21 protein-coding genes are annotated in these 26023 nt (G+C 46.9%); 9 read left to right on the plus strand and 12 right to left on the minus strand.

All coding sequences use genetic code 11. The features are described from left to right. Nucleotides 1–44: 44 nt before the first annotated feature. Genes FHS56_RS02270 through FHS56_RS02285 form a run of 4 tightly spaced genes read right to left on the minus strand, consistent with a single transcriptional unit; the run spans nt 45 to nt 4155 of the window. Nucleotides 45–746, minus strand: a complete 702-nt coding sequence (locus FHS56_RS02270) for a nitroreductase family protein (protein WP_166918257.1) — start codon at nt 744–746, stop codon at nt 45–47. Between the two features lie 31 nt (nt 747–777). After that, the gene (locus FHS56_RS02275; protein ID WP_166918258.1) at nt 778–1815 is read right to left on the minus strand and encodes a response regulator; all 1038 of its coding nucleotides are present in this window, start codon (nt 1813–1815) and stop codon (nt 778–780) included. Beyond that, nucleotides 1812–2999: a hybrid sensor histidine kinase/response regulator gene (locus FHS56_RS02280; RefSeq protein ID WP_166918259.1), complete on the minus strand. Its 1188-nt coding sequence runs from the start codon at nt 2997–2999 to the stop codon at nt 1812–1814. Before FHS56_RS02280 ends, FHS56_RS02275 begins: the two co-directional genes overlap by 4 nt. Before the next feature lie 19 nt (nt 3000–3018). Further along, the gene (locus FHS56_RS02285) at nt 3019–4155 is read right to left on the minus strand and encodes a sensor histidine kinase (protein ID WP_166918260.1); all 1137 of its coding nucleotides are present in this window, start codon (nt 4153–4155) and stop codon (nt 3019–3021) included. A gap of 224 nt (nt 4156–4379) precedes the next feature. Between FHS56_RS02285 and FHS56_RS02290 the strand changes: the two genes are divergently transcribed. After that, entirely contained in the window at nt 4380–5090 is a 711-nt protein-coding gene (locus tag FHS56_RS02290) for a YceI family protein (RefSeq protein WP_166918261.1), read from the plus strand. 248 nt (nt 5091–5338) lie between these two features. Here the strand turns inward: FHS56_RS02290 and FHS56_RS02295 are convergent, their stop codons facing one another. The 5 genes from FHS56_RS02295 to hisB all read right to left on the minus strand — a co-directional run bounded on the left by FHS56_RS02295 (nt 5339) and on the right by hisB (nt 9163). Beyond that, entirely contained in the window at nt 5339–5800 is a 462-nt protein-coding gene (locus tag FHS56_RS02295) for a hypothetical protein (protein ID WP_166918262.1), read from the minus strand. 26 nt (nt 5801–5826) lie between these two features. Beyond that, on the minus strand, nt 5827–6279 hold the full coding sequence (locus FHS56_RS02300; RefSeq protein ID WP_166918263.1) for a hypothetical protein: 453 nt from the start codon (nt 6277–6279) through the stop codon (nt 5827–5829). Nucleotides 6280–6344: 65 nt separating this feature from the next. Next, nucleotides 6345–6884, minus strand: coding sequence for an RNA polymerase sigma factor (locus tag FHS56_RS02305; protein ID WP_166918264.1), 540 nt, complete (start codon nt 6882–6884; stop codon nt 6345–6347). A gap of 107 nt (nt 6885–6991) precedes the next feature. Next, on the minus strand, nt 6992–7948 hold the full coding sequence (locus FHS56_RS02310) for a transketolase family protein (RefSeq protein WP_166918849.1): 957 nt from the start codon (nt 7946–7948) through the stop codon (nt 6992–6994). A 54-nt stretch (nt 7949–8002) separates the two neighbouring features. Beyond that, nucleotides 8003–9163: a bifunctional histidinol-phosphatase/imidazoleglycerol-phosphate dehydratase HisB gene (hisB, locus tag FHS56_RS02315; RefSeq protein WP_166918265.1), complete on the minus strand. Its 1161-nt coding sequence runs from the start codon at nt 9161–9163 to the stop codon at nt 8003–8005. Nucleotides 9164–9419: 256 nt separating this feature from the next. Between hisB and FHS56_RS02320 the strand changes: the two genes are divergently transcribed. The 3 genes from FHS56_RS02320 (at nt 9420) to FHS56_RS02330 (ending at nt 15172) form a co-directional block, all read left to right on the plus strand. Then, nucleotides 9420–10628, plus strand: a complete 1209-nt coding sequence (locus FHS56_RS02320) for a restriction endonuclease subunit S (RefSeq protein ID WP_166918266.1) — start codon at nt 9420–9422, stop codon at nt 10626–10628. A gap of 243 nt (nt 10629–10871) precedes the next feature. Then, nucleotides 10872–12548 (plus strand): DEAD/DEAH box helicase, encoded by a 1677-nt coding sequence (locus tag FHS56_RS02325; RefSeq protein ID WP_166918267.1) that lies wholly within the window; start codon nt 10872–10874, stop codon nt 12546–12548. A gap of 197 nt (nt 12549–12745) precedes the next feature. Beyond that, nucleotides 12746–15172 (plus strand): TonB-dependent receptor domain-containing protein, encoded by a 2427-nt coding sequence (locus tag FHS56_RS02330; RefSeq protein ID WP_166918268.1) that lies wholly within the window; start codon nt 12746–12748, stop codon nt 15170–15172. 111 nt (nt 15173–15283) lie between these two features. Here the strand turns inward: FHS56_RS02330 and FHS56_RS02335 are convergent, their stop codons facing one another. Together FHS56_RS02335 and FHS56_RS02340 are read right to left on the minus strand one after the other, a co-directional pair. Continuing rightward, the gene (locus tag FHS56_RS02335; RefSeq protein ID WP_166918269.1) at nt 15284–15520 is read right to left on the minus strand and encodes a hypothetical protein; all 237 of its coding nucleotides are present in this window, start codon (nt 15518–15520) and stop codon (nt 15284–15286) included. Nucleotides 15521–15560: 40 nt separating this feature from the next. Further along, nucleotides 15561–15737 carry a hypothetical protein gene (locus FHS56_RS02340; RefSeq protein WP_166918270.1) on the minus strand — a complete coding sequence of 59 codons (177 nt, stop codon included), beginning with the start codon at nt 15735–15737 and terminating at the stop codon, nt 15561–15563. A 252-nt stretch (nt 15738–15989) separates the two neighbouring features. Here FHS56_RS02340 and tyrS point away from each other — a divergent pair, with 252 nt between their 5' ends. From tyrS to FHS56_RS02355, 3 genes are read left to right on the plus strand one after another with little or no spacing between them, the layout of a single operon-like run. Next, nucleotides 15990–17282 carry a tyrosine--tRNA ligase gene (tyrS, locus tag FHS56_RS02345; RefSeq protein ID WP_166918271.1) on the plus strand — a complete coding sequence of 431 codons (1293 nt, stop codon included), beginning with the start codon at nt 15990–15992 and terminating at the stop codon, nt 17280–17282. A gap of 48 nt (nt 17283–17330) precedes the next feature. Then, nucleotides 17331–18341 carry an NAD(P)H-dependent glycerol-3-phosphate dehydrogenase gene (locus FHS56_RS02350; protein WP_166918272.1) on the plus strand — a complete coding sequence of 337 codons (1011 nt, stop codon included), beginning with the start codon at nt 17331–17333 and terminating at the stop codon, nt 18339–18341. Nucleotides 18342–18344: 3 nt separating this feature from the next. After that, nucleotides 18345–19244, plus strand: coding sequence for a DUF72 domain-containing protein (locus tag FHS56_RS02355; protein ID WP_166918273.1), 900 nt, complete (start codon nt 18345–18347; stop codon nt 19242–19244). Here the strand turns inward: FHS56_RS02355 and FHS56_RS02360 are convergent. Then, complete coding sequence (locus FHS56_RS02360) at nt 19236–19640, minus strand: hypothetical protein (protein WP_166918274.1); 405 nt, start codon at nt 19638–19640, stop codon at nt 19236–19238. The two genes, FHS56_RS02355 and FHS56_RS02360, sit on opposite strands and share 9 nt — an antisense overlap. Nucleotides 19641–19735: 95 nt before the next feature. On the opposite strand from FHS56_RS02360, the gene FHS56_RS02365 reads away from it, so the two are divergent. Then, nucleotides 19736–23932 (plus strand): CHAT domain-containing protein, encoded by a 4197-nt coding sequence (locus FHS56_RS02365; RefSeq protein ID WP_166918275.1) that lies wholly within the window; start codon nt 19736–19738, stop codon nt 23930–23932. A gap of 42 nt (nt 23933–23974) precedes the next feature. Continuing rightward, nucleotides 23975–26002 carry an OmpA family protein gene (locus FHS56_RS02370; RefSeq protein ID WP_166918276.1) on the plus strand — a complete coding sequence of 676 codons (2028 nt, stop codon included), beginning with the start codon at nt 23975–23977 and terminating at the stop codon, nt 26000–26002. The last annotated feature ends 21 nt before the right edge of the window (nt 26003–26023 follow it).

The following is a 26023-nucleotide window of genomic DNA, read 5'->3' on the forward strand; positions in this document are numbered from 1 at the left end:
AAGGGTCAGTGATTCGTTTTCGGGCAAAGATACAATTTATCCTTTTAAGAATACCAAACACAAACTTGCTCCAAAGGTTTGCGTTCAATGTCGGGCACAAATGTTTCTTCTGCCGGGTAGCCCACGGGGATAAGCAGGAAAGGACGCTCGTTGTCGGGGCGTTCCAGCAGCTTGCCCAGAAAGTTCATGGGGCTTGGGGTATGGGTAAGCGCTACCAAACCGGCATGATGCAACGCCAAGAGCAACATGCCGCAAGCCAAACCTACCGACTCCGTTACATAATAATTTTGCCGCTTGGCGCCTTCATCATCCATTTCATATATTCGCTTAAAGACAACTATTAAGTAGGGAGCCGTTTCCAAAAAAGGCTTTTGCCAGTCGGTGCCCAGAGGTGCCAAGTCTTTGAGCCAAGCTTCGCTCATGCGCCCATGATAGTTCTCGTATTCTTCACGCTCTGCGGCTTGGCGTATGGCTTTTTTCAGTGCGGGGCTTTCTACCACACAAAAGGTCCATGGTTGTTTATTGGCGCCGGAAGGTGCTGTGGAAGCTGTACGTATGGCATATTCAATCACCTCGCGAGGCACTGGCTTGTCAGAGAAATCGCGGACGGTGCGGCGGCTGTTTGCCCATTCAAAGAATTCTTTTGCCCGCTGAAGCATCTGCTCGGGCAAGAAAGTCTCTTTTTCATAACGGACAAACCAGTACCCTCCTATTTGCTTACGTTCGCTTGATGGTTGCTCGTGCATCTCTTTATGTAGTTATGATGAGCATGAGGTACTATATGCGCAGGAGTTTTTCTGGTTCTACGACACGGATGGTATTGCCTTTCACAGCAATCAAGTCTTCTGCTTTCAAATCGGAAAGGGTACGAATCAAGGTTTCTTTGGCAATCCCCACGAGGTTGGCAAGCTCTTCGCGTGAGAGGTGCACTTCGGCATTGAAATCGTCTTCTGCAAGTTTCACCAATGCTTTGGCTACACGCCGACGCACCGAGTCATAAGCCATCTGCAGCAAGCTTTCTTCTTTTTCCTTGACTGCTCCTGCCAACATCTTAACCATACGGACAGCTACCGAGGGGTTGCTCGATATAAGATGCAAAAAGTCTCGCTTGGGAATCAGCAGCAATTCGGTGTCTTGTAAGGCTTCTGCCGTGTCGTTGTGTTTATCGCCGGACATTACGTCCAGATAACCGAAGAAGTCCCCGGGCTTATACACGGCAGTTATCAATTCCTTGCCGTCGGTACTCACCCGGAAAGTTTTTACTTCGCCGCTTTCTACCAGATAGATGAAATGCGGCTCTTCACCTTCCCAATAGATGGTTTCTTTTTTCTTGTATGTTTGGGTTTTGTAGTCTTCGGGATGCAATAGGTCTATCCAGTGCTTAGCATCCTGCACAAAAGACTTCACTCCTTGGACAGTGTTGGCGTAGTGCTTTTGCAGCAATTCCTGCTTGCGGAAACGAGCCTCTACTGCTTCGAGCAATTCGCTTTCTTCGAAGGGCTTGGTCAGATAGTCGTCGGCGCCCAGACTCATGCCCTTGCGGATGTCGCTGCGCTCGGTTTTGGCAGTCAGAAAGATAAAGGGGATGGAAGCCGTTTCGGGCTTCTGCGCCAGTATTTTCAAGACGCTGTAACCGTCAAGCTCTGGCATCATGATGTCGCAAATAATCAGGTCGGGCAGTTGCTTTTGCGCTTTCTCCAGTCCCTCTTTGCCATTACGGGCACCCTCTGCCTCATATCCCGATAAGGACAATATTTCTATGATGTTCTCGCGGATGTCGTCATGGTCTTCAATTACTAGTATTTTTTTGCTCATAGGTGTGGAATAGTTAGATAAAAGGTTGTGCCTTGGTTTTCGCGGCTTTGGAAAGAGATATCGCCGCCAATCAAATCTACATATTTTTTCACTATGTGTAAACCCAAGCCGGTGCCTGATACATTGGTGGCATTGCCTGCCCGAAAGAAGCGCGTAAACACATATTTTTGTTCTTCTTCGGGTATGCCAATGCCATAGTCTTTCACTTCGATGCGCAGTGTTTTGTTGTCGAGGGGCTGCATTATCAGTTCCACCTCTTTGTCAGAATATTTCAGGGAATTACTCAAAAGGTTGGTCAATATGTTTTTCAAGATGCGTTCATCTTGTACCCAAGGCAAGGAGCTGCCGGGAAGTTTGCAAAGGATGTGCTGATTTTCTTTACACAGAGGGTTGAGCTCTTCGCACAGGTCTTGCACCAAGGATACCAAATCGGTTGGTTTGGGCTGCACGCTTTCCCGCCCTTCTTCTATTTTGCTTAAAGACAAAAATTCATTCAAGATGGCATTGAGGCTCTGCACCGACTTCTGAATGCGCTGCACATGCTTGAGGCGCTGCGGCTGCTGTTCTGTTTTGTCATAACGGGCAATCAGCGAAGCAGACGAAAGGATGGCACTTAAAGGGGTGCGAAATTCATGGGAAGCCATTGCCACAAAGCGGGACTTCAATTCGTTGAGTTCTTTCTCTTTATCAAGAGCCTGCTTTACCTGCTGATAGGCTTCGCGCAGCTGCTTGGTACGCTCTTCCACCCGCTTTTCAAGGTATTCGTTCAGCAGTTTAATCTCATACATATTTTTGGCGTGCTGCATAGAGTAGCGCACTGCCCGCTCGAGTTGGTCGGCATCGAAGCGTCCTTTGACTAGATAGTCTGCCGCCCCTGCCAACATAGCTTGCTCGTCAATAATAGGATTGTCTTGCCCTGTAAGCAAAATCATGGGTTGCATACAGCCTTCTTCCACCGCTCTACGTATAAACGAAAGCCCATCATGCACGCCCAACAAGTAATCGACCAGATACACGTCATAGGCAGCATTTTTCACAGCCTCCCATGCCTGCTTGATGTCTGGAGTCCAGTCTACGGTATAGCGTGTACCGCGAAAAGGGATGTCCTGCACTACTTCACGCAAAATAAGGTAGTCTTCTTCATCATCGTCGATAAGCAACACACTGATTTGTTGTTCTATCATGAGCGCGGTTGTTTTGTGTTCATACCATAGTTTGCTTAATCGGCAAATAGATGATAAAAGTGCTTCCTTCGCCTTCGCGACTGTGTGCCTCTATCCTGCCGCCGTGCTGCTCCACAATCTTCTTGCAGATGGCAAGTCCAACGCCTGTACCTTCGTAGCTGTGGTGCAGCCGTTGAAATATTACAAATATTTTTTCGGCAAATTGCTCATTAAATCCCAAACCATTATCGGCAACTTCCACTTTCAACCATTCTTTGCCATCTGCCTCATAGCTGCTGCCACGAATGTGTATGTGTGGGGGAACTTCCTCTTTCTGAAATTTCAAAGCATTGCTTAGCAGGTTCAAAAACAGTTGATGCATCTGGTGTTTACTGGCTTCAAAAACCAGTTCTCCGCCTTCAATATCTATCGAGGCACGTCGCTGCTCTATTTGCCACTCTAGGTCAGCCAGTACCTCCTTTATCACTGCGGCGAGGGTCAAAGATTCATAGGGTTGGGGTCGAGAGGTAATCCTCGAAAAACGCAACAAGTCTTCTATAAGACGTTGCATGCGCTCTCCGGCATTCAACATACGCTGCAGGTAATCTTTTCCTTGCTCAGAAAGGCGCTCTGCTTCTTTCTTGAGCAGACGCTCCCCGAAAGCCTGTATCTTGCGCAAGGGCTCTTGCAAATCATGAGACACGATGTAAGCAAAGCTTTCCAGCTCGCGGTTGCTTTGCTCCAATGCCTTGGCATAATCCCGTATTTTTTGTTCAGCTGCTTTTTGCTCGCTCATATCACGTACAATACCGGTAAAAATGCGCCGCCCGTTGACTACCCCCTCGCCCACGCTCAAGAAAAAAGGGAAAACGGTTCCGTCTTTTCGCTGCCCCAACACCTCACGCCCGATACCTATGATGCGCTTTTCAGCCGTTTTCAGGTAACGGGTAATATAACTGTCATGTGCCGAGCGGTAAGGCTCTGGCATCAAGATACTTATGTTTTTTCCTAAGACTTCGGCGGGCTCATAACCAAAAATGAGACTTGCCGAACGATTAAACGTTTCGATGATGCCGTGTTCGTCAATGGTGATGATGCCGTCCACAGCACTTTCAATAATCATCTGCAGACGAGTCGATAACGATTCCTGACTTTGTTCGTCATAGTAAGAAGACATAGGAAAGACGGAATTTTTTGCCGGTAAAAATCATACTATAAAAGTAGCACTCTTTTTACAATAAGGGCAGCAGTGAATACCTTATATTTTGGCAACTTGAACCAAACAAAAACGCTTCATGTTTTAAGTTTTGCAAACAATAATAATCAATGTTGGTACATTGATTTTGTATTGCATTGATTCCCTTTTATATTCGCATTGTAAAACTAAAACCAAAATAAGCCATGAAAAAACTGTTTTATGCACTGAGCGTAGTAGCCTTTAGCGGCTTGCTTTTGAGCTGCGAAAGCACCCCAGAAAGCGACAAAGCTGAAACCGGTGAAGCACAAGCCAAAACCGAAGAACAAGCCCAAGCTGAGGCACAAGCGATTACTTACAGTGTAGATTTAGAAAATAGCCGTATAGGCTGGATTGGCAGTAAAAAAGTAGGAAACCGTCATGAAGGCTTCCTGAAGCTCAAAAGCGGCGAACTGTATGTAAAAAACAACGAATTGGTAGGCGGCAAGTTTGTAGTGGACATGAACAGCCTGACAGTTATTGACCTGCCTGAGGGCAGCAAGGAAAATCAAAAGTTGACGGGGCACCTTAAAAGTGCTGACTTTTTTGAAGTAGAGACTTACCCCGAAGCTTCCTTCGAAATCACTGAAATCAAAGCATGGGACAACACCAAAGAGCGCGGCGAGGTAGACCCCAACTTCAGCATTGCCGACCCCACCCATGAAGTAAGCGGCAACTTGACCATCAAAGGTGTAACTAAAGGCATTACATTCCCTGCCAAAGTCACTGTATCGGACAACAACGTGGAAGCAGTAGCTAAGTTCAACATCAACCGCTACGATTGGAACGTCAACTACGGTAAAGGGCAAACCGTAGAAGACAAAATCATCAATTCTGAGGTAAACCTGAGCATTACACTCAAAGCCAACAAGCAATAAGGCTTATTTGTGGAGCATTGGGCTTATTCCCCAGCTCAAACACGAGAAACCTTCTGCAGAAGCATGAAAAATCTCTGCAGAAGGTTTGTTTTTTCAGTCGCAGACGCCTTATTTCAATAAAAAAGCGAAGTCAGCGGATGTCCACTCAACTGGATACTGAAGAAACAAGGCGTAGAGCAATGCCTTGCAATAAAAAGATTAAAACCGCGAGACAACTGCCCTGAGACAAGGGGAAGCCTTTCTGTGATTCAACGCCTGCGCTCGCGCAATTCCTGTAACAACCACCGCATGAAGTCCTCCTCTGTTTTGTAAAGCTCGAAGAGCTGGGCGGCAGTCAAATACGACTTAAAGCGACGATAATACAGCTCTTCCAGTTCTATTTCTTTTTTCTTGAGTGCTGTGTGCTGTTCTATGAAAGCATACAACTCGGCATCGGTGGCGGTACGGCTCACTGCTTCAGGTCTCAGACGGCGACGCTCCACAAGCAATTGTTGGCGCGCCCGCATATATTCTTCATAGTCTTTCCAGAAGCGCTCTTCTTGTTCTGCTTTCAAGCGTATGCGTGATTTGATAAACTCTTTGCGCGCTTCTACAATCTGTTGCCATCTGCCACCGGTCTGTCCTTGTGCTGTTGCCGGCTGCAAGCAGCCCACTCCTTGCAAAAGATACAACGCACATGCAAGCGTACAAGCATTCCAAAAGCGATTCATAGCATTCATTGAACAGTTTGTCTAAATTATAGCTGCCGAGTGGAAGACTTCTCCAGTGAATCAAAAGAGGCTTCATCTTGCGTTTCTGCCGGCAGCTTGTCTTCGTATTTCCATGTTTCTGCTTCCAGCTCCAACGCATCCATAATTTCTTTCCACTCGTCTTCGGGCAACTCTTCAATCAAATGAGAAGAAGGCAAGACATGAGACAAATACTCCATGAGTACTTCATCGCCTACGTGCTCAATGAGGCGTTCATGTTTGGGGGCACGAGGCGAAAACCAAAACACCAATGCCGCCAGCATAGCCACCGACACCGATACAGCCCACTGCGGTTGTTTTAAAGCACGTACGATGGAAACATACCAAGCCGGGCGCCTTTTGCTGGCTTCTATCCTTTTTTGTATGCGTTGTGGCAGCTCTTCAAAGTATCCTTCTGGTACTTCGAAGAGCGGCTTTTTGCCTTCTTCATACCAGTTCATCTTCTGCTTGTTTTAAGCGGTTTCTCCTTTCAACGTATTTTAGACACACTTGGCACATGTAAGGTTTAATCTTGCATTAAATAGGCTTCTATTTTTTTCACTGCCCAGTGGTAGGCTGCCTTCAGATTGCCAACGGTCGTACCCAACACTTCGGCTATTTCATCGTATTTCATGTCGTCGAAATATTTCATCTGGAACACAAGGCGCTGTTTTTCGGGCAGGCGAAGCATGGCTTTCTGTAATTTGAGGCTGATTTCATCGGCGCTGATGTGGGTGCCCTTATCGAGCAGTTTTTCGAGCTGCTCTTCCACATTGACCAGCGGCAAGCCCCAACGCCGCTTTTTTTTGTCCAAGAAACGAAGGGCTTCGTTCGTGGCAATGCGGTAAATCCAAGTGTAAAGCTTGGCGTCTTCTCTGAACTTATCTATGTTTTGCCATACTTTTACGAAGGTTTCTTGCGTCAGGTCGTCGGCATCTTCATGGCTCACCACCATGCGGCGAATGTGATAATATACTTGTTTTTGGTATTTGCGCACCAACCGTTGAAATCCATATTGCCGGCTCTCTTCTTTTTTTATCAAAGCCAGAATATCCTTGTCTTCCATTAGCAATACGTGGTTACTTCAAGGCAAAAAAGACCTGTTTGCACAGGTCTTTTTTCATGCCGCTTTTTAGATACCGCCGGGCAGCGAAGGTTTAATTGTCTATGACTTTATTTTTTTCTTTCAAGTACTTGTTTGACAGCTTCCACCACATGGCGAGTCGAAAGACCATATTTTTCCATCAGCTCTTCGGGCTTGCCGCTTTCGCCAAACGAGTCGTTGACCGCCACCATCTCCATGGGTGTCGGTAGCTTACGTGCCAGCAATTGAGCGATGCTATCGCCCAAACCACCGTTGCGCTGGTGTTCTTCGGCAGTAACTACGGCTCTTGTGGTGCTTACGGCATCCAAAACCGCCTCTTCGTCGAGCGGCTTGATGGTGTGTATATTGATTACTTCTGCCGATATGCCTTCTTTTGCCAGCTGCTCGGCTGCTTCTATGGACTTCCATACCATATGTCCGGTGGCAAAGATGGTTACATCTTTACCGGGCAACAGATGCAGCGCTTTGCCAATGACAAAGGGGGTGTTTGGGGGAATAAACACAGGTACTTTCGGGCGCCCAAAACGCAAATAAACGGGTCCGTAGTGTTCGGCAATGGCAATGGTAGCGGCTTTGGTTTGGTTGTAATCGCAAGGATTGATAACCACCATGCCGGGCAGCATCTTCATCATGCCGATGTCTTCGAGGATTTGGTGGGTAGCGCCGTCTTCGCCCAGTGTGATGCCGGCATGCGAAGCGCATATTTTTACGTTTTTATGAGAATAGGCAATGGACTGGCGTATTTGGTCATATACGCGCCCGGTGGAGAAGTTGGCAAAAGTGCCGGTATAAGGTATTTTACCGACGATGCTCAATCCTGCGGCAATCCCCATCATGTTGGCTTCGGCGATACCTACCTCAAAAAAGCGGTCGGGAAATGCTTTTTGAAAAGCTGTCATTTTAAGCGAGCCGGTGAGGTCGGCACACAGGGCTACCACCTCTGGATTTTGCTTGCCGACCTCAAGCAGCCCATCACCAAAGCCGGAACGGGTATCTTCGTGCCCAAGTATTTGGAAAGAAGTCATCATGAAAAGCTTTTTTATGGTTGCGTTGATTTCACGCGGGCAAATATAAAGTTTTTAAAGGGTTCCCTTGGTAGAAGGCAAGCCAGTATCTGTAATTTCTATTGCCATACGCAAGGCACGCGCCCAAGCCTTAAAAAGAGCCTCTATTTGATGGTGGTCATTTTCGCCTTCTACCTTCATATAGAGATTGCAAGCAGCCGTATGGCAAAAAGAAGCAAAGAAATGCTTTACCATCTCGGTAGGCATGCCCCCTACCCGCTCACGGTGCCAGACGGCATGAAAGTTCAAATAAGGGCGCCCGGAAAAGTCAACAGCTACTTGTGCTATAGACTCGTCCATGGGCAGGAGGAAGTGCCCATAGCGGCGAATTCCCCATTTTTTACCCAGGGCTTGGGCAAAAGCCTGTCCTAATGCCAAGGCAGTGTCTTCGATGGTGTGGTGCTCATCTACTTCCAAATCGCCTGCTACTTGGACCTCCAAGCCCAGCGCCCCATGCCGCGCCAGCTGATGCAACATGTGGTCGAGAAAAGGGATGCCGGTTTGGATGGAAGGTTCGGCAGGAGTGTCTAAGTCCAAAGTAATGGATATTTTCGTTTCATTGGTTTGGCGCCACACCTGAGCCCTACGGCTTTTGTGAATCAGCAAATAGTCAGCCAACTGATGCCAATCGTTACAAACCAGACACAAACAAGGAAACTGCTTTTTTAATGCCTCTTCTTCTGCTTTCCAACGGCGGTACTTTTCCTCGTCTGCTGTGTACAAAATAGCCCGGCACCCTAAGTTGGCAGCCAACTGCACATCGCTGAGGCGGTCGCCTACTACAAAAGAGCCTGTTAAATCATAGTCTTCGCTTTCCATGTAGTGGGTCAGCATGCCCGTGCGCGGTTTGCGCGTGGGGGCATTTTCGTGTTCAAAGGTAGGGTCTATATGAACACCAAAGAAGCGAATGCCTTCCTGTTCAAAGGTCTGCATCATCTTTTGATGCGGTGCCCAAAAAGCCTGCTCGGGAAAGGCATCAGTACCCAAGCCATCTTGGTTGGTAACCATCACCAGCAGGTAGTCGCTGTGGGTTACCACCTTGTGCAGGGCAGTAATGACCTTAGGCACAAATTGTAGTTTTTCAAGGCTATCCACTTGAAAATCTTCTGGTGGTTCTACTATCAAAGTACCATCGCGGTCAAGGAAAAGAATCTTTTTTTTGTTTTTCACACTCATAGCTGTTGTTTTTTAAATCACTTTGCCAGCGCTAAATATAGATAAGTTTCCGTTTCTTTTCGAAAGAAAGCAGGCAATGGGTTATGCTCACATGTCTTCTATCATCTTTTTACATGCCTTCCCAATAGACTGGCATTACTTTATCCCCTATTTTCCCATTTGCATTTTTGCAATATTTTTGCACCTATTTGTACACTTCACAACTTTTTTGGCATAAAATCCATGATTTAGTGAGCACATACGAAAAATCGACACCATGAAAACGCCTAACGACAGCCCCCGCCTACCCCGCCTCCGCTTCCCCGAATTTCAAAATGCAGGAGAGTGGGAGGTGAAGAGGTTGGGGGAGGTTTTGGTAGAAAGTCGTATCCGTTCAGAGGAAAATGACCCTCGAAAGAGGATAACTGTTCGCCTTAATCAAAAGGGAGTGCAGAAACGTGAATATAGAGGAACTGAAGCAGAAGATGCAACTATTTTCTTCAAAAGAAGAAAAGGTCAGTTCATTTATGGAAAGCAAAATTTACACAAAGGTGCATTTGGAATAATCCCAGATGAGTTAGATGGTTTTGAAAGTTCTCAGGATATTCCAGCCTTCGATTTTAATAGTGGTTATGACCCTTATTACTTCGTTTATTATTTAGGGCAAGAAAAAATTTACACTAATCTTGAAAAGTTATCAACTGGAACAGGGTCGAAAAGAATTCACCCAAAAGAATTTCTTCAAGTTGAATTTCTCTTCCCCTCCCTCCCCGAACAACAAAAAATCGCTGCTTGCCTCTCGTCTTTAGATGAAGTGATAGCAGGCGAGCGGGAAAAGTTAGCCCTGCTGCAACAACACAAAAAAGGACTGCTGCAACAGCTCTTCCCACAAGAGGGCGAAACCGTGCCCCGCCTCCGATTCCCCGAATTTCAAAATGCAGAGGAGTGGGAGGTGAAGAGGTTGGGGGACATACTTGCGGTTGAAAGTTCCGATTTAGCATTAAATAAACTGGAACTAAAAACAACCGGATATGCAGTTTATGGTGCTGATGGCATAGTAGGATATATTGACGATTTTCAACAAAAAGAGCCATACATTTCAATTGTGAAGGACGGTTCAGGGGTTGGCAGACTAAATCTATGCAAAGCACAAACCTCTATTTTGGGGACATTGTCTGCTCTGAAAACTAAAGATGAGAAAAAATACAACTTAGTGTGGGCTTATTATCTTTTAAACACTGTTAATTTTTCTAGCTATGTAAAAGGTGCTGGAATACCCCACATATATTACTCTGATTACAAGCATCATCAAATTGCTGTTGCTAACCCAGCCGAACAACAAAAAATCGCCGCTTGCCTCTCGTCCTTAGATGACCTCATCGCTGCCCAAACGGAAAAAATTGAATTGTTGGAGCAGCACAAAAAGGGGCTGGTGCAGGGGGTGTTTCCAATGGGGAATGGAGAATTGAGAATGGAGAATGGATAATTGAGAATGGATAATTGAGAATGGAGAATGGGGAATGGAGAATGGGGAATGGGGAGTTATATAGCATGCTCAATGTTTTTTCAAGCTGTAAAAGTTATTTGGTTTGCGCATGTAAAAGTAAAGCATTAACTTTGTGCTTTAATATTTTCAAAAATAGAATCATTCCAAGCCGTTGCGTTCCTTATTGGTCACTTGCTGTTGTCATAGGGAAAGACAGCGGCAAGGAAGATAAGGAAACAAAGTATGCAACAAATTCACAACTTTCAACAGCTTGGGTTATCCGAAGCGATTTGCTCAGCTGTGTGCGACATGGGGTATGAAACCCCCTCAGACATTCAATTGCAAGCCATCCCCTTTCTGCTATCGGGCAGAGACCTCATAGGACAGGCTCAAACAGGCACTGGCAAAACCGCCGCTTTTGCCATTCCCCTACTCGAACGCATTGACCCTGAACTGCTAGCGCCGCAAGCCATTGTGCTTTGCCCCACCCGAGAACTTGCCGTACAGGTAGAAAAAGAAATCTACAAGCTAAGCAAATACCAAAAAGGCATTCACAGCGTGGCTATCTATGGCGGCGAGTCCATCGACAAACAAATCAGAGCGCTTAAAAAAGGGGTGCAAATCATTGTAGGCACGCCGGGGCGAGTCATTGACCACCTGCATCGCGGCACGCTCCAACTCGACCACGTGCATATGGTTGTGCTCGACGAAGCCGATGAGATGCTCAATATGGGTTTTCGTGATGATATAGAACACATCTTGCAGCGTGTGCCCGAAGAAAAGCAAACGGTTTTTTTCTCGGCAACCATGCCCCGCCCCATCATGGAACTCACCAAACGCTATCAAAAAAATCCGCAGATAGTAAAAATTGCCTCCAAAGAACTGACCGTAGAGCGTATTGAGCAATATTATTGCGAAGTAAAAGAAGCACTCAAGGCTCCACTCATCGCCCGTTTTATTCAAGCCCACGGCTACGAGCTAAGTGTGATTTTCTGCAACATGAAACGCACAGCCGATGAAGTAGCCGACTCGCTCGGTCGTCTGGGCATACGCGCCGAAGTCATCCATGGCGACCTGTCGCAAGCCCAAAGAAACAAAGTCATGCAACAATTCCGCAATGGCAACTGCCAAGTATTGGTTGCCACCGACGTAGCCGCACGCGGCATTGATGTGGAAAATGTGGAAGCCGTTTTCAACTACGACCTGCCTTTGGATGAAGAGTACTATGTGCACCGTATAGGACGCACCGGTAGGGCTGGACGCCACGGCGTAGCCATCAACCTCGTATCTTCGCGCAAAGACCAACAAAGAGTGCGTGAGATTGAGCGATACACTAAAGGCAAAATCAACAAAATAGAGCCACCCAGCAACCAAGACGTTCTTGCCTTTCATTTAAAGAAATTACAGTCCGAGATAGAAAACCTTCGGGTAGAAAGACCACAGGAAGCATTACAAACCGCCCTGCATAAGCTTTATGAGACAGGCATCCGTCCCGAAGACCTCGCAATGGTGTTTCTGCAAAAACAGTTGGGACACCTACTCAAGGCAGAGGAAGCGCTGCACTTCAAGCCGGAAAAAACATCGTTTTTGTCCAATGACTACGACCAAGACTTCAGCCACCCAAAGCGTAAAAGCCAGCACAACCGTGCGCCCATGACCCGCCTGTTTTTAAGCGTAGGCAAAAAAGACCGCATCCGCCCCAATGATATTGTAGGCGCCATTGCCGGAGAAACCGGCATTCCGGGCAAAAGCATCGGAGAAATAGAATTGCTCGACAACTTCTCTTTCGTGGAAGTGCCCCAAGAGGTTGCCCAGCTGGTTGTACGGCAGATGCAAAACCGTCAAATTAAAGGCAAGAGGGTAAACATTGAAGTGTCGGAAGGCAGCAAGAAAAAACGACGCCCCCGCATCAAACAATAAACTTTTTAAAGCCAAATATCATTAAATAAGTAAAAGCCCTCCGGGGCTTTTATTGCTCCAGCAGTATAAACTACATAATTGCCTACAAAAGATGCAAGCGATATACAAAACGCTGCCCATCCGTCGTTATAGAAACAAATCTTGGCTTAAAGAACTTAACTGCTGAGTAGTGATTCTTAAACAAACTAAAAAAGAGCATGTACACACGAGTATTATTGGCGATGGGTTTGCTGCTGAGTACAGCAAACCTGTGGGCACAAGGCAAGGTAAGTGGTAAAGTGGTAGACAGCGAAGGCAAACCCCTTCCTTTTGCTACCATTGTTGGCAGCATCCCGCAAAAAGCACAAGCCTTTACGGGGGTAAGCAGCGATGAAGAAGGCAACTTCACCCTTTCATTTCCCCGCAATGGGAGATATGAAATCAGCATTGAATTTATTGGCTATCAAACCTACAAGAAAACCATAGAAATTGCAGGCAAGGATATTTCATTGGGCACCATCACCCTGCGACAAGATGCAAAAACACTGAAAGAAGTGCAAGTAGTTGCCGAAAAGGAAACGATGCAGACAGGCATAGGCACACTCACCTATGAGGTAAGCAAAGACTTGGTCAATGCTGGCGGGTCAGCCACCGACGTCCTGCGCAATATCCCTTCGGTGCAGGTAGATGAAAACGGCGCTCTTAGCTTACGGGGCAGCCAGAATGTAACCATATTGATTAACGGGAAACAATCTGCGCTCACAGGCACCGGAAGGCAAGCGCTGCTCGAGCGCATTCCGGCTTCTTCTATAGAGCGCATCGAAGTCATCACCAATCCTTCGGCACGCTACGATGCCGACGGCGGTGCCGGCATCATCAACATCATATTGAAGCGTCCCCAAAACAGAGGACTCAATGGAACAGCACAGCTCAGCATCGGTAATTATGACCGCTACAATACAGGGATAGACCTCAACTACCAAACCCCTAAGTGGAACATTTACGGCAGCTTGAATGGGCGCCAAGACACCCGCATTGGCAAAATCACTGTACGCAGAGAAAACTTCCTACCGAACGCCACTCCTTTCTTAAACCAAAACACAAACTCGTACCGCATGCAACGCTCGGGGACTGCCACCGCTGGCATCGAGTATTTCATCAACGACAAACACTCACTGCGCTTGGAAGGGGTTTACGGGCTGGAAGATTCGTATCAGAACCGAAACTTATACAATGCAAGCCTCGATGCCAACCGGCAAATGACTGACTACTTTTACCGCTACTCGTGGGAAAATGAAAACGAAAACAACTATGGTATTTCACTCAACTATGACTGGCGCCTCAAAGGAAGCGAACACAACCTGACGGCTTACGCTTCATACAATCAAAACATGGAAACCCAAGGCAGCAATTTTGAAGAAAACCGCTTCTTGGCTGATGGCACTCCCAAGGGTGAAGATTTCTTGCAGCGCTCGAGCAACGATAACCAAAACAGCATGTGGGTATTTCAGGTAGACTATAAACGCCCCTTGCAGAAAAACATGAAACTCGAAAGCGGTGCCAAAAGTATTATACGTCTCATCAATCGCGACTTCTTGCTACAAGACCAAATCAACAACGAATGGACTACCAACCTCAACTTTTCTAATGAGTTTCGCTATCAAGAGCAAGTGCATGCCGCCTATGCGTTATGGGCTGCCAAGCTGGGCAAGTGGGAGATGGAAACGGGTTTGCGCGCAGAACAAACTTATACCGAATCGAAATTGCTCAATACAGGGGAAACCTTCCGCTTAGATTATTTCAACCTCTTTCCAAGCGCCGCTTTGGTTTACAATATAGATGGCGCAAAGAAAGTGAAAGCCACCTACAGCCGGCGCATCAACCGCCCCTCTTTCGGAAGCCTGAACCCCTTCCGCAGCTTCAGCAATCCCTTGATTCAAAGAAGTGGCAACCCCTTCCTGCGTCCTGAATTGACACACTCGGTAGAAATAGGCTATCAGCAAGACTGGAATAAATTCAACATCACAGTTAACACTTTCTATAGGTACACGCAAAATGTTATTCAAGACATACTGGGGCAGCAAAGGGGGGACACTGTCGTTTACTTCCCTCAAAACGTAGCTTCCTCAAAAAACTACGGCGGAGAACTTATTTTCAACTTCCAGCCTTCGCGCCAACTCAATTGGAACATTAGTGGTTCCTATTATCGGCTCATCATCGACGGCAGAAACCTCGACGAGTCAGTGCTCAACGATAACTATGCCTGGGATGTGCGCACGATGCTGACGCTTTCACTGCCCGGCGACTGGCGCCTACAAGGCAATTTGTTTTACCGCTCGCCTTTAGTCACAGCACAGGGCACGCGCTTTGCTTTCTTTATGAATGGTATAGGCGTAAGCAAAAAAGTACTCCGGCAAAAAGGCACGCTCAGCCTCAATGTGCGTGACATAGCCCAAAGCATGCGTTTTGGTAGTGAGCGCCGTACCGATGCCCTCTACAACTACTTTGAGTTCAGGGGCAATACGCGTACCATTATGTTTAGTTTCCAATATAACTTCGGCAAGCAAATGAAAACCCGGCAGAACCGGCGACGGAATAACAATTTTGACGGCGGCGGCGATTTTGATGGCGGCGAAGGTATGTAGAAAACAAAAAAGCTCCCTGCCGGTGGGAGCTTTTTTGTTTTATGAGGAGAAAGGCTACAAGTCAATCTTCCTTTTCTGTGAATTAAAACAACAAACAGCTGCTGCTTTCAATCACATGAGGAAATCTTCTTTAGAAAGGGCGCATTGATACAACTTTTCCACTACAGATTCAATGTGCTGCCAGTCCTCCTCGTCGCAGAGTTGGTCTTCTGAAGGCATGAAGAGCGCCTTCAAACCAATGCCGTATTTCTTCATAAAATACGGTGCCAAATGTGTAGCTATGCGCTGCCATGCCAAAGGCGACAATTTCTTTTCACAAGTCTCTTTGATTTTCACAATGCGCAACATAACCTTTTCCTCCTTTAGTTCAATGTATATCTTGCCTTGATTAAGAAAAATCATTGAGTGGTACTTCCACTTTATATAACTCTCGAATAGCATCGCATACTACTGCCAAGTCATTGCCTTCCAGAGTCATGTCCGGCTCTGGTGTTTGTAGTTCCTTCAGGCTATATTTGTCTTTAAGCTGCTCATAGGCATGCAAGCTTATCCGCTGCCATGCCATCGGGGAGAACTGTTGCTCGCACCAGCTTTTTAATAAAGGAAGATTGACTTTCATAGTATACCCTGAAATTCGTTATAGTTCCAATATAAGTAAAAACGAATGACTCACAAAGTTGTTTCTCGACAAAAGAGCGTTCTTCAAAGACCAAGCAAACACAAGCCTCGACGAATAGCTTGTCGTATGCCGTTCGCTTTTTTAGGCGCGATTCATTAGTTTTGGCACCCAAATCACGCAACAAAAATCAAAGCAAGCATGAAAAAATCGTTTATAGAAGAGCTCAAGTGGCGCGGCATGCTTCACGACGTAATGCCGGGCACCGAAGAGCAACTCAATAAGGAGTTAACCACTGCCTACATAGGCTTTGACCCTACCGCTCCTTCTTTGCATATAGGTAACTTGGCTACCATCATGCTTCTGAAGCACTTTCAGCTGGCGGGGCATAAACCCATTGCTTTGGTAGGTGGTGCCACTGCCATGATAGGCGACCCCAGCGGTAAAAGCGCCGAGCGCACTTTCCTTTCAGAAGAAACCATACGTTACAACGAGCAGTGCATACAACAACAGCTGGCTAAGTTCTTGGATTTCGATGCGGGCAAAAGCTCGGCAGAGTTGCTGAATAACTACGATTGGTTCAAAGAAATTGGCTTCCTGCAGTTTTTACGCGAGGTGGGCAAACACATCACGGTAAACTACATGATGGCAAAAGACTCGGTGAAGAACCGCATGGAATCAGGCATCTCTTACACCGAATTCACCTATCAGCTCATGCAAGGCTATGATTTCCTTTACTTATACCAACACAAAAACTGCAAGCTACAGATGGGTGGCTCCGACCAATGGGGCAACATTACTACCGGCACAGAACTCATTCGCCGCATCGCCGGGGGTGAAGCTTTTGCCCTCACTACCCCACTCATTACCAAAGCCGACGGCACCAAGTTCGGCAAGTCGGAAGGAGGCGAAAACATATGGCTCGACCCCAACATGACTTCGCCTTACAAATTTTATCAATTCTGGATTAACGTAAGCGACGAAGACGCCGAGCGGCTCATCAAAGTGTTTAGCCTGAAAGGACGCGAAGAAATAGAAAGCCTCATAGAGCAACACAGGCAAGCACCACATCTTCGAGTCTTGCAAAATACTTTGGCAGAAGAGCTTACAGAACGGATACACTCGCGCGCAGACTTGGAAAAGGTACAGGCAGCCACCGAAATTTTCTTTAAAAAAGATGCCGTGGAAGCCCTTAATAGAATAGACGAGCAAACCCTGCTCGAGATACTCGAAGGGGTGCCCCAAGTAAGCATCAGCCGGGGCGAGTACGACGCCTGCGAAACAATGACAGACCTGCTGTCCATCCTCACGCAAGGCGTCATCTTCAAGTCTAAGTCAGAAGCTCGCAAAGCCATTCAAGCCAACAGCGTTAGCGTGAATAAAGAAAAAGTGACTGACCCGCAGGCTAAACCACAATTCGAGCTGTTGCAAGGGCAGTATCTGTTGGTTCAACAGGGCAAAAAGAAGTACTTCCTTATTCGCGTCAATGACTAACCTCCTTCCCCAGCTTTTGTGCTCTTGGGGCTATCCACCCGAAAGCCTATGAACAGTACACAGAAACAAGAAATAGCTGTTTTGGGCAGTGGCAGTTGGGCAACCGCCATTGTCAAAATATTGTCGGAAAACGAGCAAGTTGCCATTCATTGGTGGGTGCGTAACCCGGAAACTGCTGAACATATACGCACCTATCGGCACAACCCAAACTATCTGAGCGATGTAGAAATCAATCCGGCACGGGTCGTGCACGTCAGCAGCTCGCTGCCGGAAGTGCTCGCCCCTGCCCGCTGGGTAGTAGTAGCCATTCCTGCCGCCTTTGTTAAAGAGGCACTTTCTTCTACGACCGCCAAGCATTGGCTTTCTAAAAAAGTAGTATCGGGTGTAAAGGGCGTTATACCAGAAGAGCACCTTTTGGTAACCCAATGGATAAGCCGCGAATTTGAGCTTGCCGAAGAAAATATGGCAGTCATTGCCGGACCATGCCATGCCGAGGAAATCGCTTTGGAACGGCAGTCTTATTTAACCATCGCTTCATTAAATTTAGCTATTAGCGAAGAGTTTGCTCGGCTGATGAGCTGTCGTTATGTAAAAGCAAGCCCTTTTGACGACCTGTACGGTGTGGAATACTGTGCCATCATGAAAAATATCATAGCCATTGCCTGCGGCATTGCTCACGGCTTGGGGTTTGGCGATAACTTCCAAGCCGTATTGGTTGCCAATGCGCTGCGCGAGATGAAAGCCCTCATCGACGCAATTTATCCGCTCCACCGAGAACTTACCCACACCTCTTACTTGGGCGATTTGCTGGTAACGGCATATTCTCAATTCAGCCGCAACCGCACTTTCGGCAATATGATAGGCAGAGGCTATAGTGTCAAGTCTGCCCAAATGGAAATGAAGATGATTGCCGAAGGTTATTATGCAGCCAAAGGCATCCATGAAATCAGCTGCCATTATGGTGTGCACTGCCCCATCATGGAAGGGGTGTACCGTATTCTTTATGAGGCAGCCCCTGCCAAAAAAATATTTGACAAGATACGAGAATCGATGTACTAAACGATGGAATTTGGCAAGGTAAACGACATAAGCAGCATCGACTTCTCTTTGCCTCCGGATGCAGCTTTTAACCGCTATTACTTGTCGAAAGCGGCGGCAGCTCATACAAGCACTTCATGGTACGTGGGCTGCCCCATTTGGGTGCAAAAAGAGTGGGTGGGGCGATGGTACCCACCTCAAACTCCTTCACAAAAATATTTAGAGTATTACAGCCGCCAATTCAATACCATTGAACTCAACAGTACCCACTATGCTCTGCCGGCTTCAGGTACCCTGCAACGATGGGTAGAGCAAAGCCCCGAAGGGTTTCGCTTTTGCCCTAAGGTACCACAAAGCATAAGCCATCAACTGAATGGACCCTTCTTAAAGAAAGAAATAGAGGCTTTTGCTGCTTTTTGTAGTGCTTTAGGTAATCGTTTGGGCACTCCTTTTATGCAATTGCCTCCGGGCTTTTCCACTCGTGATTCTTCTTTTTTGCTTCGTTTTCTAGACCTCTATCCTTTCGACAAACTGCCGCTGTCGATAGAATTTCGCCACCCTTCATGGTTTAAGTACCTCTCACGCACTGCCGACAAGCTGCACAGCTATGGTGCCGGCTTAGTAATTACCGATGTAGCGGGGCGACGAGACGTGCTTCACATGGGCTTATCGAACCATACTGCCATGATTCGGTTTGTAGGCAACGACTTGCATCCTACTGATTACAGCCGCATAGATGAGTGGGTTGAACGCCTGGCACAGTGGCAAGCCCAAGGGGTAAAACAGGTGTTCTTTTTTGTGCATGAACCTGACAACGTGCAAGCCCCCGAGCTGGCTGCCTATCTTATCCACCGTTTGAATCAAAGACTCAAGTTGAAGTTAAAAGAGCCCCAGCGTTTCGACACCCAACAAAACCTATTTTAGCGCCCGGTACACATAACTCTCCCGGTCTATCCCCTCGCCTATGTGTAGTATCATGGTTTTCCGATTGGGTTTTTCCACCTCAAAACGCTGTTTGACGACCTTACCCATGGGGTCACGCGCTTCTATAATCAGATACTTTTGCTGGGGACTCTTTTTGGAAGTTTCCCAATACCAACGGCTAGTAATCACCTTCGCTCTGGGGTTGTCGGGATAGACCTGACATACACCGCCTTCGGCAAACACCATCACGTTGCCCAATCGTTTCGCCTCCAGTTCTGCCTCTGTGATGCTTATCTGATGCATGCGGATTTCTACCAAGCGCCATTTACCTATCACCTCAGGTTGAGCAAAGGAAGAAAGGCACAGAAAAAGCAATAATAAATGCCAATTACGCATATCTTTTTTTGCAATATGTAAATGCAAACAACATGCTAAAATGGTGTAATTTTTGTAAACTTACTACAAAGAAAAAAACTTACACAGAAACGCTTATGAAACGGTTTATCCTTATTCTCCTTTCAATGTTTCTTGCTTGTCCAGTTTCGCAAGCTCAAGTACTGCGCCAATATCTGAAACTAAGCAAAAATATTGAAAAATACTATCGCATGGGCGATTACAAGCGTGCCCAAGCTTTGACCGAAAAGAAACTAAAAAAAGCCAAAAGCGAGCTTCAAAGAGGCTGGTTACAAGCTTTGCAAGCGCGCAACCAAGAAGCCTTGGCTCATTTTGAGCAGATGCAACAAAACATAGAAGCCAGCCAGCAAATATTGAGTAAAACAAGCCAGCAAGGCGATGCCTTTGCCTTGGGCTACTTGGTGCTTACTCAAACATGGCTCGAATATGGCAACTTGAATCAAGCGCAGCAAATACTGACAAGCATTGACACCAGCCGTATTCAAAACCCGCTCATCAAGAGTCTATATAAAGAATACAGAGCTAATTTACTTTTGCAAAGCCAAGAAGCACTTGCCGCCTATGAGCTGGCGCAAGAGACGGTACGAAGCCGCCTCGAACAACTAAAAAGCAAACAGCAAAAGCTGTCTGGGGCAGAAAAACGCTTCGTCAAGCGGCAATTGGCGCGCGACCTCACCTTGATGGCACGTGCGCAAACCGTATATGGCAATTACGAAGCTGCCGATTCGCTACTTACTATCCACAACAGCACTGTGCGCCGCCTAGTAGGCGTTACTGACCCCGACTATGCCGCCCACCTCATCGCCTTTGGCGAAAACTACGACGCCCAAGAGCAATATCCCAAAGCTACCTATTACTACAAAATGGCACAGCGGGCACAACTCTATTACGACTTTGCTTTCAAAGAATCCAGTAAAACATACCTACGTCTGCTCGAAGGCATTGCCCGTAACAGCGTAAAGCGGCGACAGCTGCGCTTTGTTCAAAATGCCAACATACGTGAAATGAAACGTGTGGCAGGGCAGTATTACGGCAAACAATCGCCTTATTACTTCCGTGCACAAATCATCGAGATGGAACGTGCCATCCGAGAACGTCGCTTCAAAGAAGCCGAAAACATCTTGAACGGCATTGTCCAGAATGAAAAACTACCCAAAGACCATCCCATCTATGCCGATTTGCTGCGTGTATGGACAGACTTGTATGTGCAGAACGATGTATCTATACAAAAAGCCGAAGGATTAAATCAACTTTATCTGAAAGCACAGCAGCAGCGTCTTATCCCTGAGACTTTTGCCTACAAACGCGCCTTATTGGACTATGCAGCCTTCCATGTCAACTATGGCGAAGACTTCTTGAAAGCCAAAACCGTATTCGAAAAAGAATTACCCATAGAACTATTTGAAGAAAAAATGTACTTCGGGCATTATCTCTCGCCCGATTATCATAGACTGTACGCCGAGTTCTTTTTGTTGAACGACCAGTATGCACGTGCCAAAAGCATCATGCAACAAACCGTAGAGCAGCTCAACCGCCGTTATGGCAAACGTCATATTAAAGTAGCACGTGCTAAGCTACTCTTTGCTGAAATACTTCAAGAAAATGCAGAATTCAAACAAGCCAGCAACGAAGCAGAAGACGCCCTACAAATTGTAGAAAAAAACAGCGAGCCCGAAAGCGTAGATTATGCCTTGGCACTCATGCAGATAGCCAAGATATATGCTGCCATCAGCGACTACAACCAAGCCACACAACTGCTGAGCCAAGCCAATGCCACCATTGCAACCATAGAACAAAAAGCAGCCAAGAAACAAAAGAAGCAAGGCATACCTACCGATTACATCGCTCTTAAAGCAAGTTCCATTGAAGAACTGGCGGAGGTATATGCCCGCATAGGAGAGTTTGAAAGCACCCTGCAGCTGTTGTCTGACATACTCGATAAAAAACAAAACAAATATGGTTCTGGCAGCCGCCGGCTAATTCGCCCCCATCAAGCCACAGCAAGCGTACTTATCCTACAAGGCAACTACACCGACGCACAAAAGCATGTTTATGAAGCGCTTGACATCGCAGAAAAAAGCTATGGCAAACAATCACTCAAATACGCCGATGTGCTCACTCAGCAAGTCAAGATGCACATAGACTTAGGCGACATCGAAAAAGCCGAAGCCGAAGTTGATTTAATCCGCCGCATACAAAAAGAAAAATTAGGCAAGCTGCACATCAAAATGGCAGATATACTGAGTGAAGCTGCACTCATCGAATACAGCCTGCACCCCGAGCGCTCCCAAGAAACCGAAGCCCTGCTACAGGAAGGCATCGCCTTGGCAGAAAGCACCTTCGGCAAGCAACACCCTACTTATGCCCAGCTCATCACTGCCCTTGCCACTCTTTATAAAGAAGAACGCCGCTATACCGATGCCGTCCGTCTCTTGAAGCAAGCCGAAGAAATTTACAGCAATAAGTTCGGAGCAAAACACCACCAAGTGGCTTATGTCAAAAGCTTATTGGGCGAAGTAAGTCTAAAAGAAAGTGCCTACAATGACGCACAGAGCTACTTCCAGCAAGCTAAAGATATTTATGCAGCTACCTTTGGAGAGCAACACCCTGCCTATACACAGCAAGTTACTTACTTGGCACGATTGGCTTATATCAAAGGGCAGGTCGATTCAGCAGCCCTGCTCTACCAGCAAAGCTTGGACGCTTACCTTCTGTTCATCGAAAAGTACTTTCCCAGCCTGAGCGAGCGAGAAAAAGCCAAATACTGGGCAAGTATTCAGCCTCACTTCCAGTTGTTCAAGTCTTTGGCAACCAGTCGCCCAGCTGACAGCCCCTTGCATCCAGTGCTGCTCAACTATACACTCACAACCAAAGCCCTACTGCTCAACGCCGGACAAAAAACGCGGCAGCAACTCACTCAAAACAAAGACAGTGTCTTGGTTGACCTCTACAGTCAGTGGGTAAGGAAAAAAGAACAGTTGGCAGCCCTTCTGAACCTAAGCAAAGAAGAGCAGGCACGCCTCGGCATTAGCCTGTTAGCCTTAGAGTCAGACATCAACCGGCTGGAAAAAAAACTGTCTGAACGCGCTGCTCTTTTCGAAAAACTGAAAATAGAAAGAGTCAACTGGCAACAAGTGCAAAAACAACTGCGCAGCGACGAAGCAGCCATAGAAATCCTCAAAGTGGAGCATTTTTCAACGGAACAAAATGCATTCACCGATTCGGTTTATTACGTTGCTTATTTGATATTGCCTGCTGCCAATCAGCCCATACCGATAATATTAAGTCAAGGCAAAGCAATGGAGTCCAAATACTACAACTACTACTGCAATGCTACCCGCTTCAAACTGCGCGACCGCTTTTCTTACGAACAGTTCTGGCAAGCAATAGAGGCACGCTTGCCTGCCGGAGTAAAACGCGTCTATATTTCTCCCGATGGCGTGTACAATCAAATCAACATAGCGGCGCTCTATCGCCCCTCCACCCAAGACTATGTATTCGATGGCTACGACATACGCTACCTCAGCAACAGCAAAGAGCTACTGAAACGCGGTGTGCCCAGCAATACAACACCGGCAAATAAACAAGGCGAAGTGCTCATCGTGGGTAACCCTGACTTTGGGGGCGAGGTGCCACCGCTGCCCGGCGCTGAATTGGAAGCACGCTTGATTGCCCAGCTGCTCAGGCAATTCAACTGGCAGATTCTAACACTCATGGGCATAGAAGCCACCGAACAACAAATCAAAAACCTTCGTCAATCTCCGAGTATACTTCACTTTGCCACCCATGGTTTTTTTGCCCAAGGCAGCAGCTCAAAAGCTACGGAGAGGTCTTTCGAAAATCTTTTAGCCAATGACCCTATGCTTCGCTCAGGGCTGTTGCTCAAAGACGGCGGGCGCTTGTTGAGTGAAGGCGCTGCTGCCATCAATACCGGCGAGGGCATACTCACCGCCTACGAAGCCCAAAACTTGCCCTTGGACAACACCCGGCTGGTAGTGCTCTCTGCTTGTGAAACAGGATTGGGGGATGTGCAAGCAGGCGAAGGCGTCTATGGATTACAACGGGCGTTCTTGGTAGCCGGTGCCCGTAGCGTCATTATGAGTCTCTTCAAAGTTAATGACGAGGCTACCCAAAAGCTAATGAGTTATTTTTATGAAGCCTATTTGCAAACGAATGATGCCCATGCTGCCTTCCGTCAAGCGCAGCAGCGCATGCGCAAAGAATATCCCCACCCTTACTTCTGGGGCAGTTTTATCATCACAGGTATGGAGTAAAGAAAATAAAAAAGCAAACTTCCTTTTTTAAATAGCACAACTATGAGAGTAAACATTTACCTATCGCTTTGCTTGGCATGGTTGCCCGCATGGCTCTGGGCGCAAAAGCAACCGTTACCACCGCCCATTAACACCGCAGCCATAGAGTATGCTCCCACAGTGAGTGCCGACGGGCGTACCATGATTTTTGAAACCAACCGCAACAACGGCAAATGGGAATTGTATGTAAGCTACTTGCGCGATGGAAAATGGACTACACCCGAACCCATCGACTCCGTCAATGCCTACGGCTCAGAAACAGACCTTATCGGTGGTCCTTCCATCAGCTACGACGGCAACACCCTTTACTTTTTTGCCTCTTTCAAAAACGGATACGGACGTGAAGACATTTACTACAGCCAGCGTATCGGCAACAAGTGGAGTAAACCCAAAAACATAGGTCCAATCATCAATACACCAGCATATGAGGGCTTTCCTTGTATCTCTGCCGATGGCAAGACCTTGTATTTCATACGCGAAAGCACCAACGAAGACAACAAAATCATCACACGAGGGGATGCGATTTGTTACCGCATCTTTGTCTCTGAAAAAGGAAAGGACGGAGAGTGGCAAAAGCCCTACCCTTTGCCCATCCCCATCAACTTAGGCTGCGAAAAAGCCCCTCGCATCATGTCCGACAATGTAACGCTCATTTTTTCTTCCATACGCGAGGGGGGTATCGGAGAGTTTGACCTCTACCTCTCGCGCCGCAATGAAGAGGGCGACTGGAGTACGCCTATCTTGATGGATTTTGCCAGCACCCCCGAACGCGACCAGTTTGCCAGTGTGTCAGCTTCCGGCGACTTGCTTTATTTTGTTACTAAAGACGACATTTATACTGTTCCAATCCCCCCTAAATTTCGTCAAAACCGCAATATCACCATTCAAGGCTACATCCGCGACGGAGAAACGAAACAGCCATTAAGTGCTCATGTCAATGTATATAATGCAGAGACGACCGAGCGCCTCATGCGTCTGGAAAATAACCCCTCCGACGGGCGCTACACTATTGTATTGTCAGAAGGCAAACGCTACACCATAGAGATAGAAAAGCCCGGATATACCGTCTATTTTTTCGAATTTGATTTGCGAAAACTCGATAAATACCAAGAATTTGAAAGAAATATCGAGCTATTCCCCACCGCAGAGGTGTACATCAACACCATCGACCGCCTCATATTCGAGCCAATAGATGCCCAAATAATTGCTTTAAAACAAGGAGGAGGAGGACAGCAAATAGCCCAACAACAAACTAAAAATGGCAGAAGCTCCCTCAAACTGCCCATTGGAGGTACTTACCAAATCAAAGTGCAAGCCGACAACTACATAGACACTACCTTTGTTATCGACCTCAATAAAAAAGTGCAGTACAATGTGGTAGAAAAAGACGCTATTTTGCGCCCAAAAACAAAAGAATATGAAATTGTGGTCAAAGACTTGGAAACGGGCGAAGGCTTGCCCTTCACAGTGGTACTGGTAAACCGCAACCGCAATGAGGTCATTACGCTCGACGAAAACAGCAGCAGCACCCCCGGCTATTACAAATTACCAATCCGGGAATCGGATGAATACGAATTAGAGGTGCGTAACCCTGTCGGCTACACCTTCTATTCAGATAAAAACCCAGTCATCAGTGCCAAGGACCCCAACAGAAAGAAAGTGATAGAGCTGGCATCGCTGAAAGTAGGTACCAAATTGACACTCAACAACATTTATTTTGAAACAGGCTCTGCTGAACTTTCCGATGCTTCGGAAAATGAACTAAAAAAGGTAATAGAGCTGATGCAACGGAATCCTACACTTAAAATAGAACTGGCTGCCCACACCGACGACAGAGGCTCCGAAGCCTTCAATCTACAACTATCCAAAGCACGTGCGCAGAGTGTATTCAATTATCTGAAAAAATTTGGCATCCCCGAAGAGCGCATGGTGCCCAAAGGCTACGGAAAGTCTCAGCCTGTCGTACCCAACGACTCGGACGAAAACCGAGCCAAAAACCGACGTTGTGAACTGATTGTAATTTCCATTTAAGCCTCTCAAAATTTGAAAACT

The sequence above is a fragment of the Thermonema lapsum genome, from assembly GCF_011761635.1.
Taxonomy (GTDB): domain Bacteria; phylum Bacteroidota; class Bacteroidia; order Cytophagales; family Thermonemataceae; genus Thermonema; species Thermonema lapsum.

What these genes read in the sequence shown, in the direction of transcription:
- FHS56_RS02270 (WP_166918257.1), bottom strand. Translation starts at nt 746, where the DNA reads ATGCACGAGCAACCATCAAGCGAACGTAAGCAAATAGGAGGGTACTGG.
- FHS56_RS02275 (WP_166918258.1), bottom strand. Translation starts at nt 1,815, where the DNA reads ATGAGCAAAAAAATACTAGTAATTGAAGACCATGACGACATCCGCGAG.
- FHS56_RS02280 (WP_166918259.1), bottom strand. Translation starts at nt 2,999, where the DNA reads ATGATAGAACAACAAATCAGTGTGTTGCTTATCGACGATGATGAAGAA.
- FHS56_RS02285 (WP_166918260.1), bottom strand. Translation starts at nt 4,155, where the DNA reads ATGTCTTCTTACTATGACGAACAAAGTCAGGAATCGTTATCGACTCGT.
- FHS56_RS02290 (WP_166918261.1), top strand. Translation starts at nt 4,380, where the DNA reads ATGAAAAAACTGTTTTATGCACTGAGCGTAGTAGCCTTTAGCGGCTTG.
- FHS56_RS02295 (WP_166918262.1), bottom strand. Translation starts at nt 5,800, where the DNA reads ATGAATCGCTTTTGGAATGCTTGTACGCTTGCATGTGCGTTGTATCTT.
- FHS56_RS02300 (WP_166918263.1), bottom strand. Translation starts at nt 6,279, where the DNA reads ATGAACTGGTATGAAGAAGGCAAAAAGCCGCTCTTCGAAGTACCAGAA.
- FHS56_RS02305 (WP_166918264.1), bottom strand. Translation starts at nt 6,884, where the DNA reads ATGGAAGACAAGGATATTCTGGCTTTGATAAAAAAAGAAGAGAGCCGG.
- FHS56_RS02310 (WP_166918849.1), bottom strand. Translation starts at nt 7,948, where the DNA reads ATGACTTCTTTCCAAATACTTGGGCACGAAGATACCCGTTCCGGCTTT.
- hisB (WP_166918265.1), bottom strand. Translation starts at nt 9,163, where the DNA reads ATGAGTGTGAAAAACAAAAAAAAGATTCTTTTCCTTGACCGCGATGGT.
- FHS56_RS02320 (WP_166918266.1), top strand. Translation starts at nt 9,420, where the DNA reads ATGAAAACGCCTAACGACAGCCCCCGCCTACCCCGCCTCCGCTTCCCC.
- FHS56_RS02325 (WP_166918267.1), top strand. Translation starts at nt 10,872, where the DNA reads ATGCAACAAATTCACAACTTTCAACAGCTTGGGTTATCCGAAGCGATT.
- FHS56_RS02330 (WP_166918268.1), top strand. Translation starts at nt 12,746, where the DNA reads ATGTACACACGAGTATTATTGGCGATGGGTTTGCTGCTGAGTACAGCA.
- FHS56_RS02335 (WP_166918269.1), bottom strand. Translation starts at nt 15,520, where the DNA reads ATGTTGCGCATTGTGAAAATCAAAGAGACTTGTGAAAAGAAATTGTCG.
- FHS56_RS02340 (WP_166918270.1), bottom strand. Translation starts at nt 15,737, where the DNA reads ATGGCATGGCAGCGGATAAGCTTGCATGCCTATGAGCAGCTTAAAGAC.
- tyrS (WP_166918271.1), top strand. Translation starts at nt 15,990, where the DNA reads ATGAAAAAATCGTTTATAGAAGAGCTCAAGTGGCGCGGCATGCTTCAC.
- FHS56_RS02350 (WP_166918272.1), top strand. Translation starts at nt 17,331, where the DNA reads ATGAACAGTACACAGAAACAAGAAATAGCTGTTTTGGGCAGTGGCAGT.
- FHS56_RS02355 (WP_166918273.1), top strand. Translation starts at nt 18,345, where the DNA reads ATGGAATTTGGCAAGGTAAACGACATAAGCAGCATCGACTTCTCTTTG.
- FHS56_RS02360 (WP_166918274.1), bottom strand. Translation starts at nt 19,640, where the DNA reads ATGCGTAATTGGCATTTATTATTGCTTTTTCTGTGCCTTTCTTCCTTT.
- FHS56_RS02365 (WP_166918275.1), top strand. Translation starts at nt 19,736, where the DNA reads ATGAAACGGTTTATCCTTATTCTCCTTTCAATGTTTCTTGCTTGTCCA.
- FHS56_RS02370 (WP_166918276.1), top strand. Translation starts at nt 23,975, where the DNA reads ATGAGAGTAAACATTTACCTATCGCTTTGCTTGGCATGGTTGCCCGCA.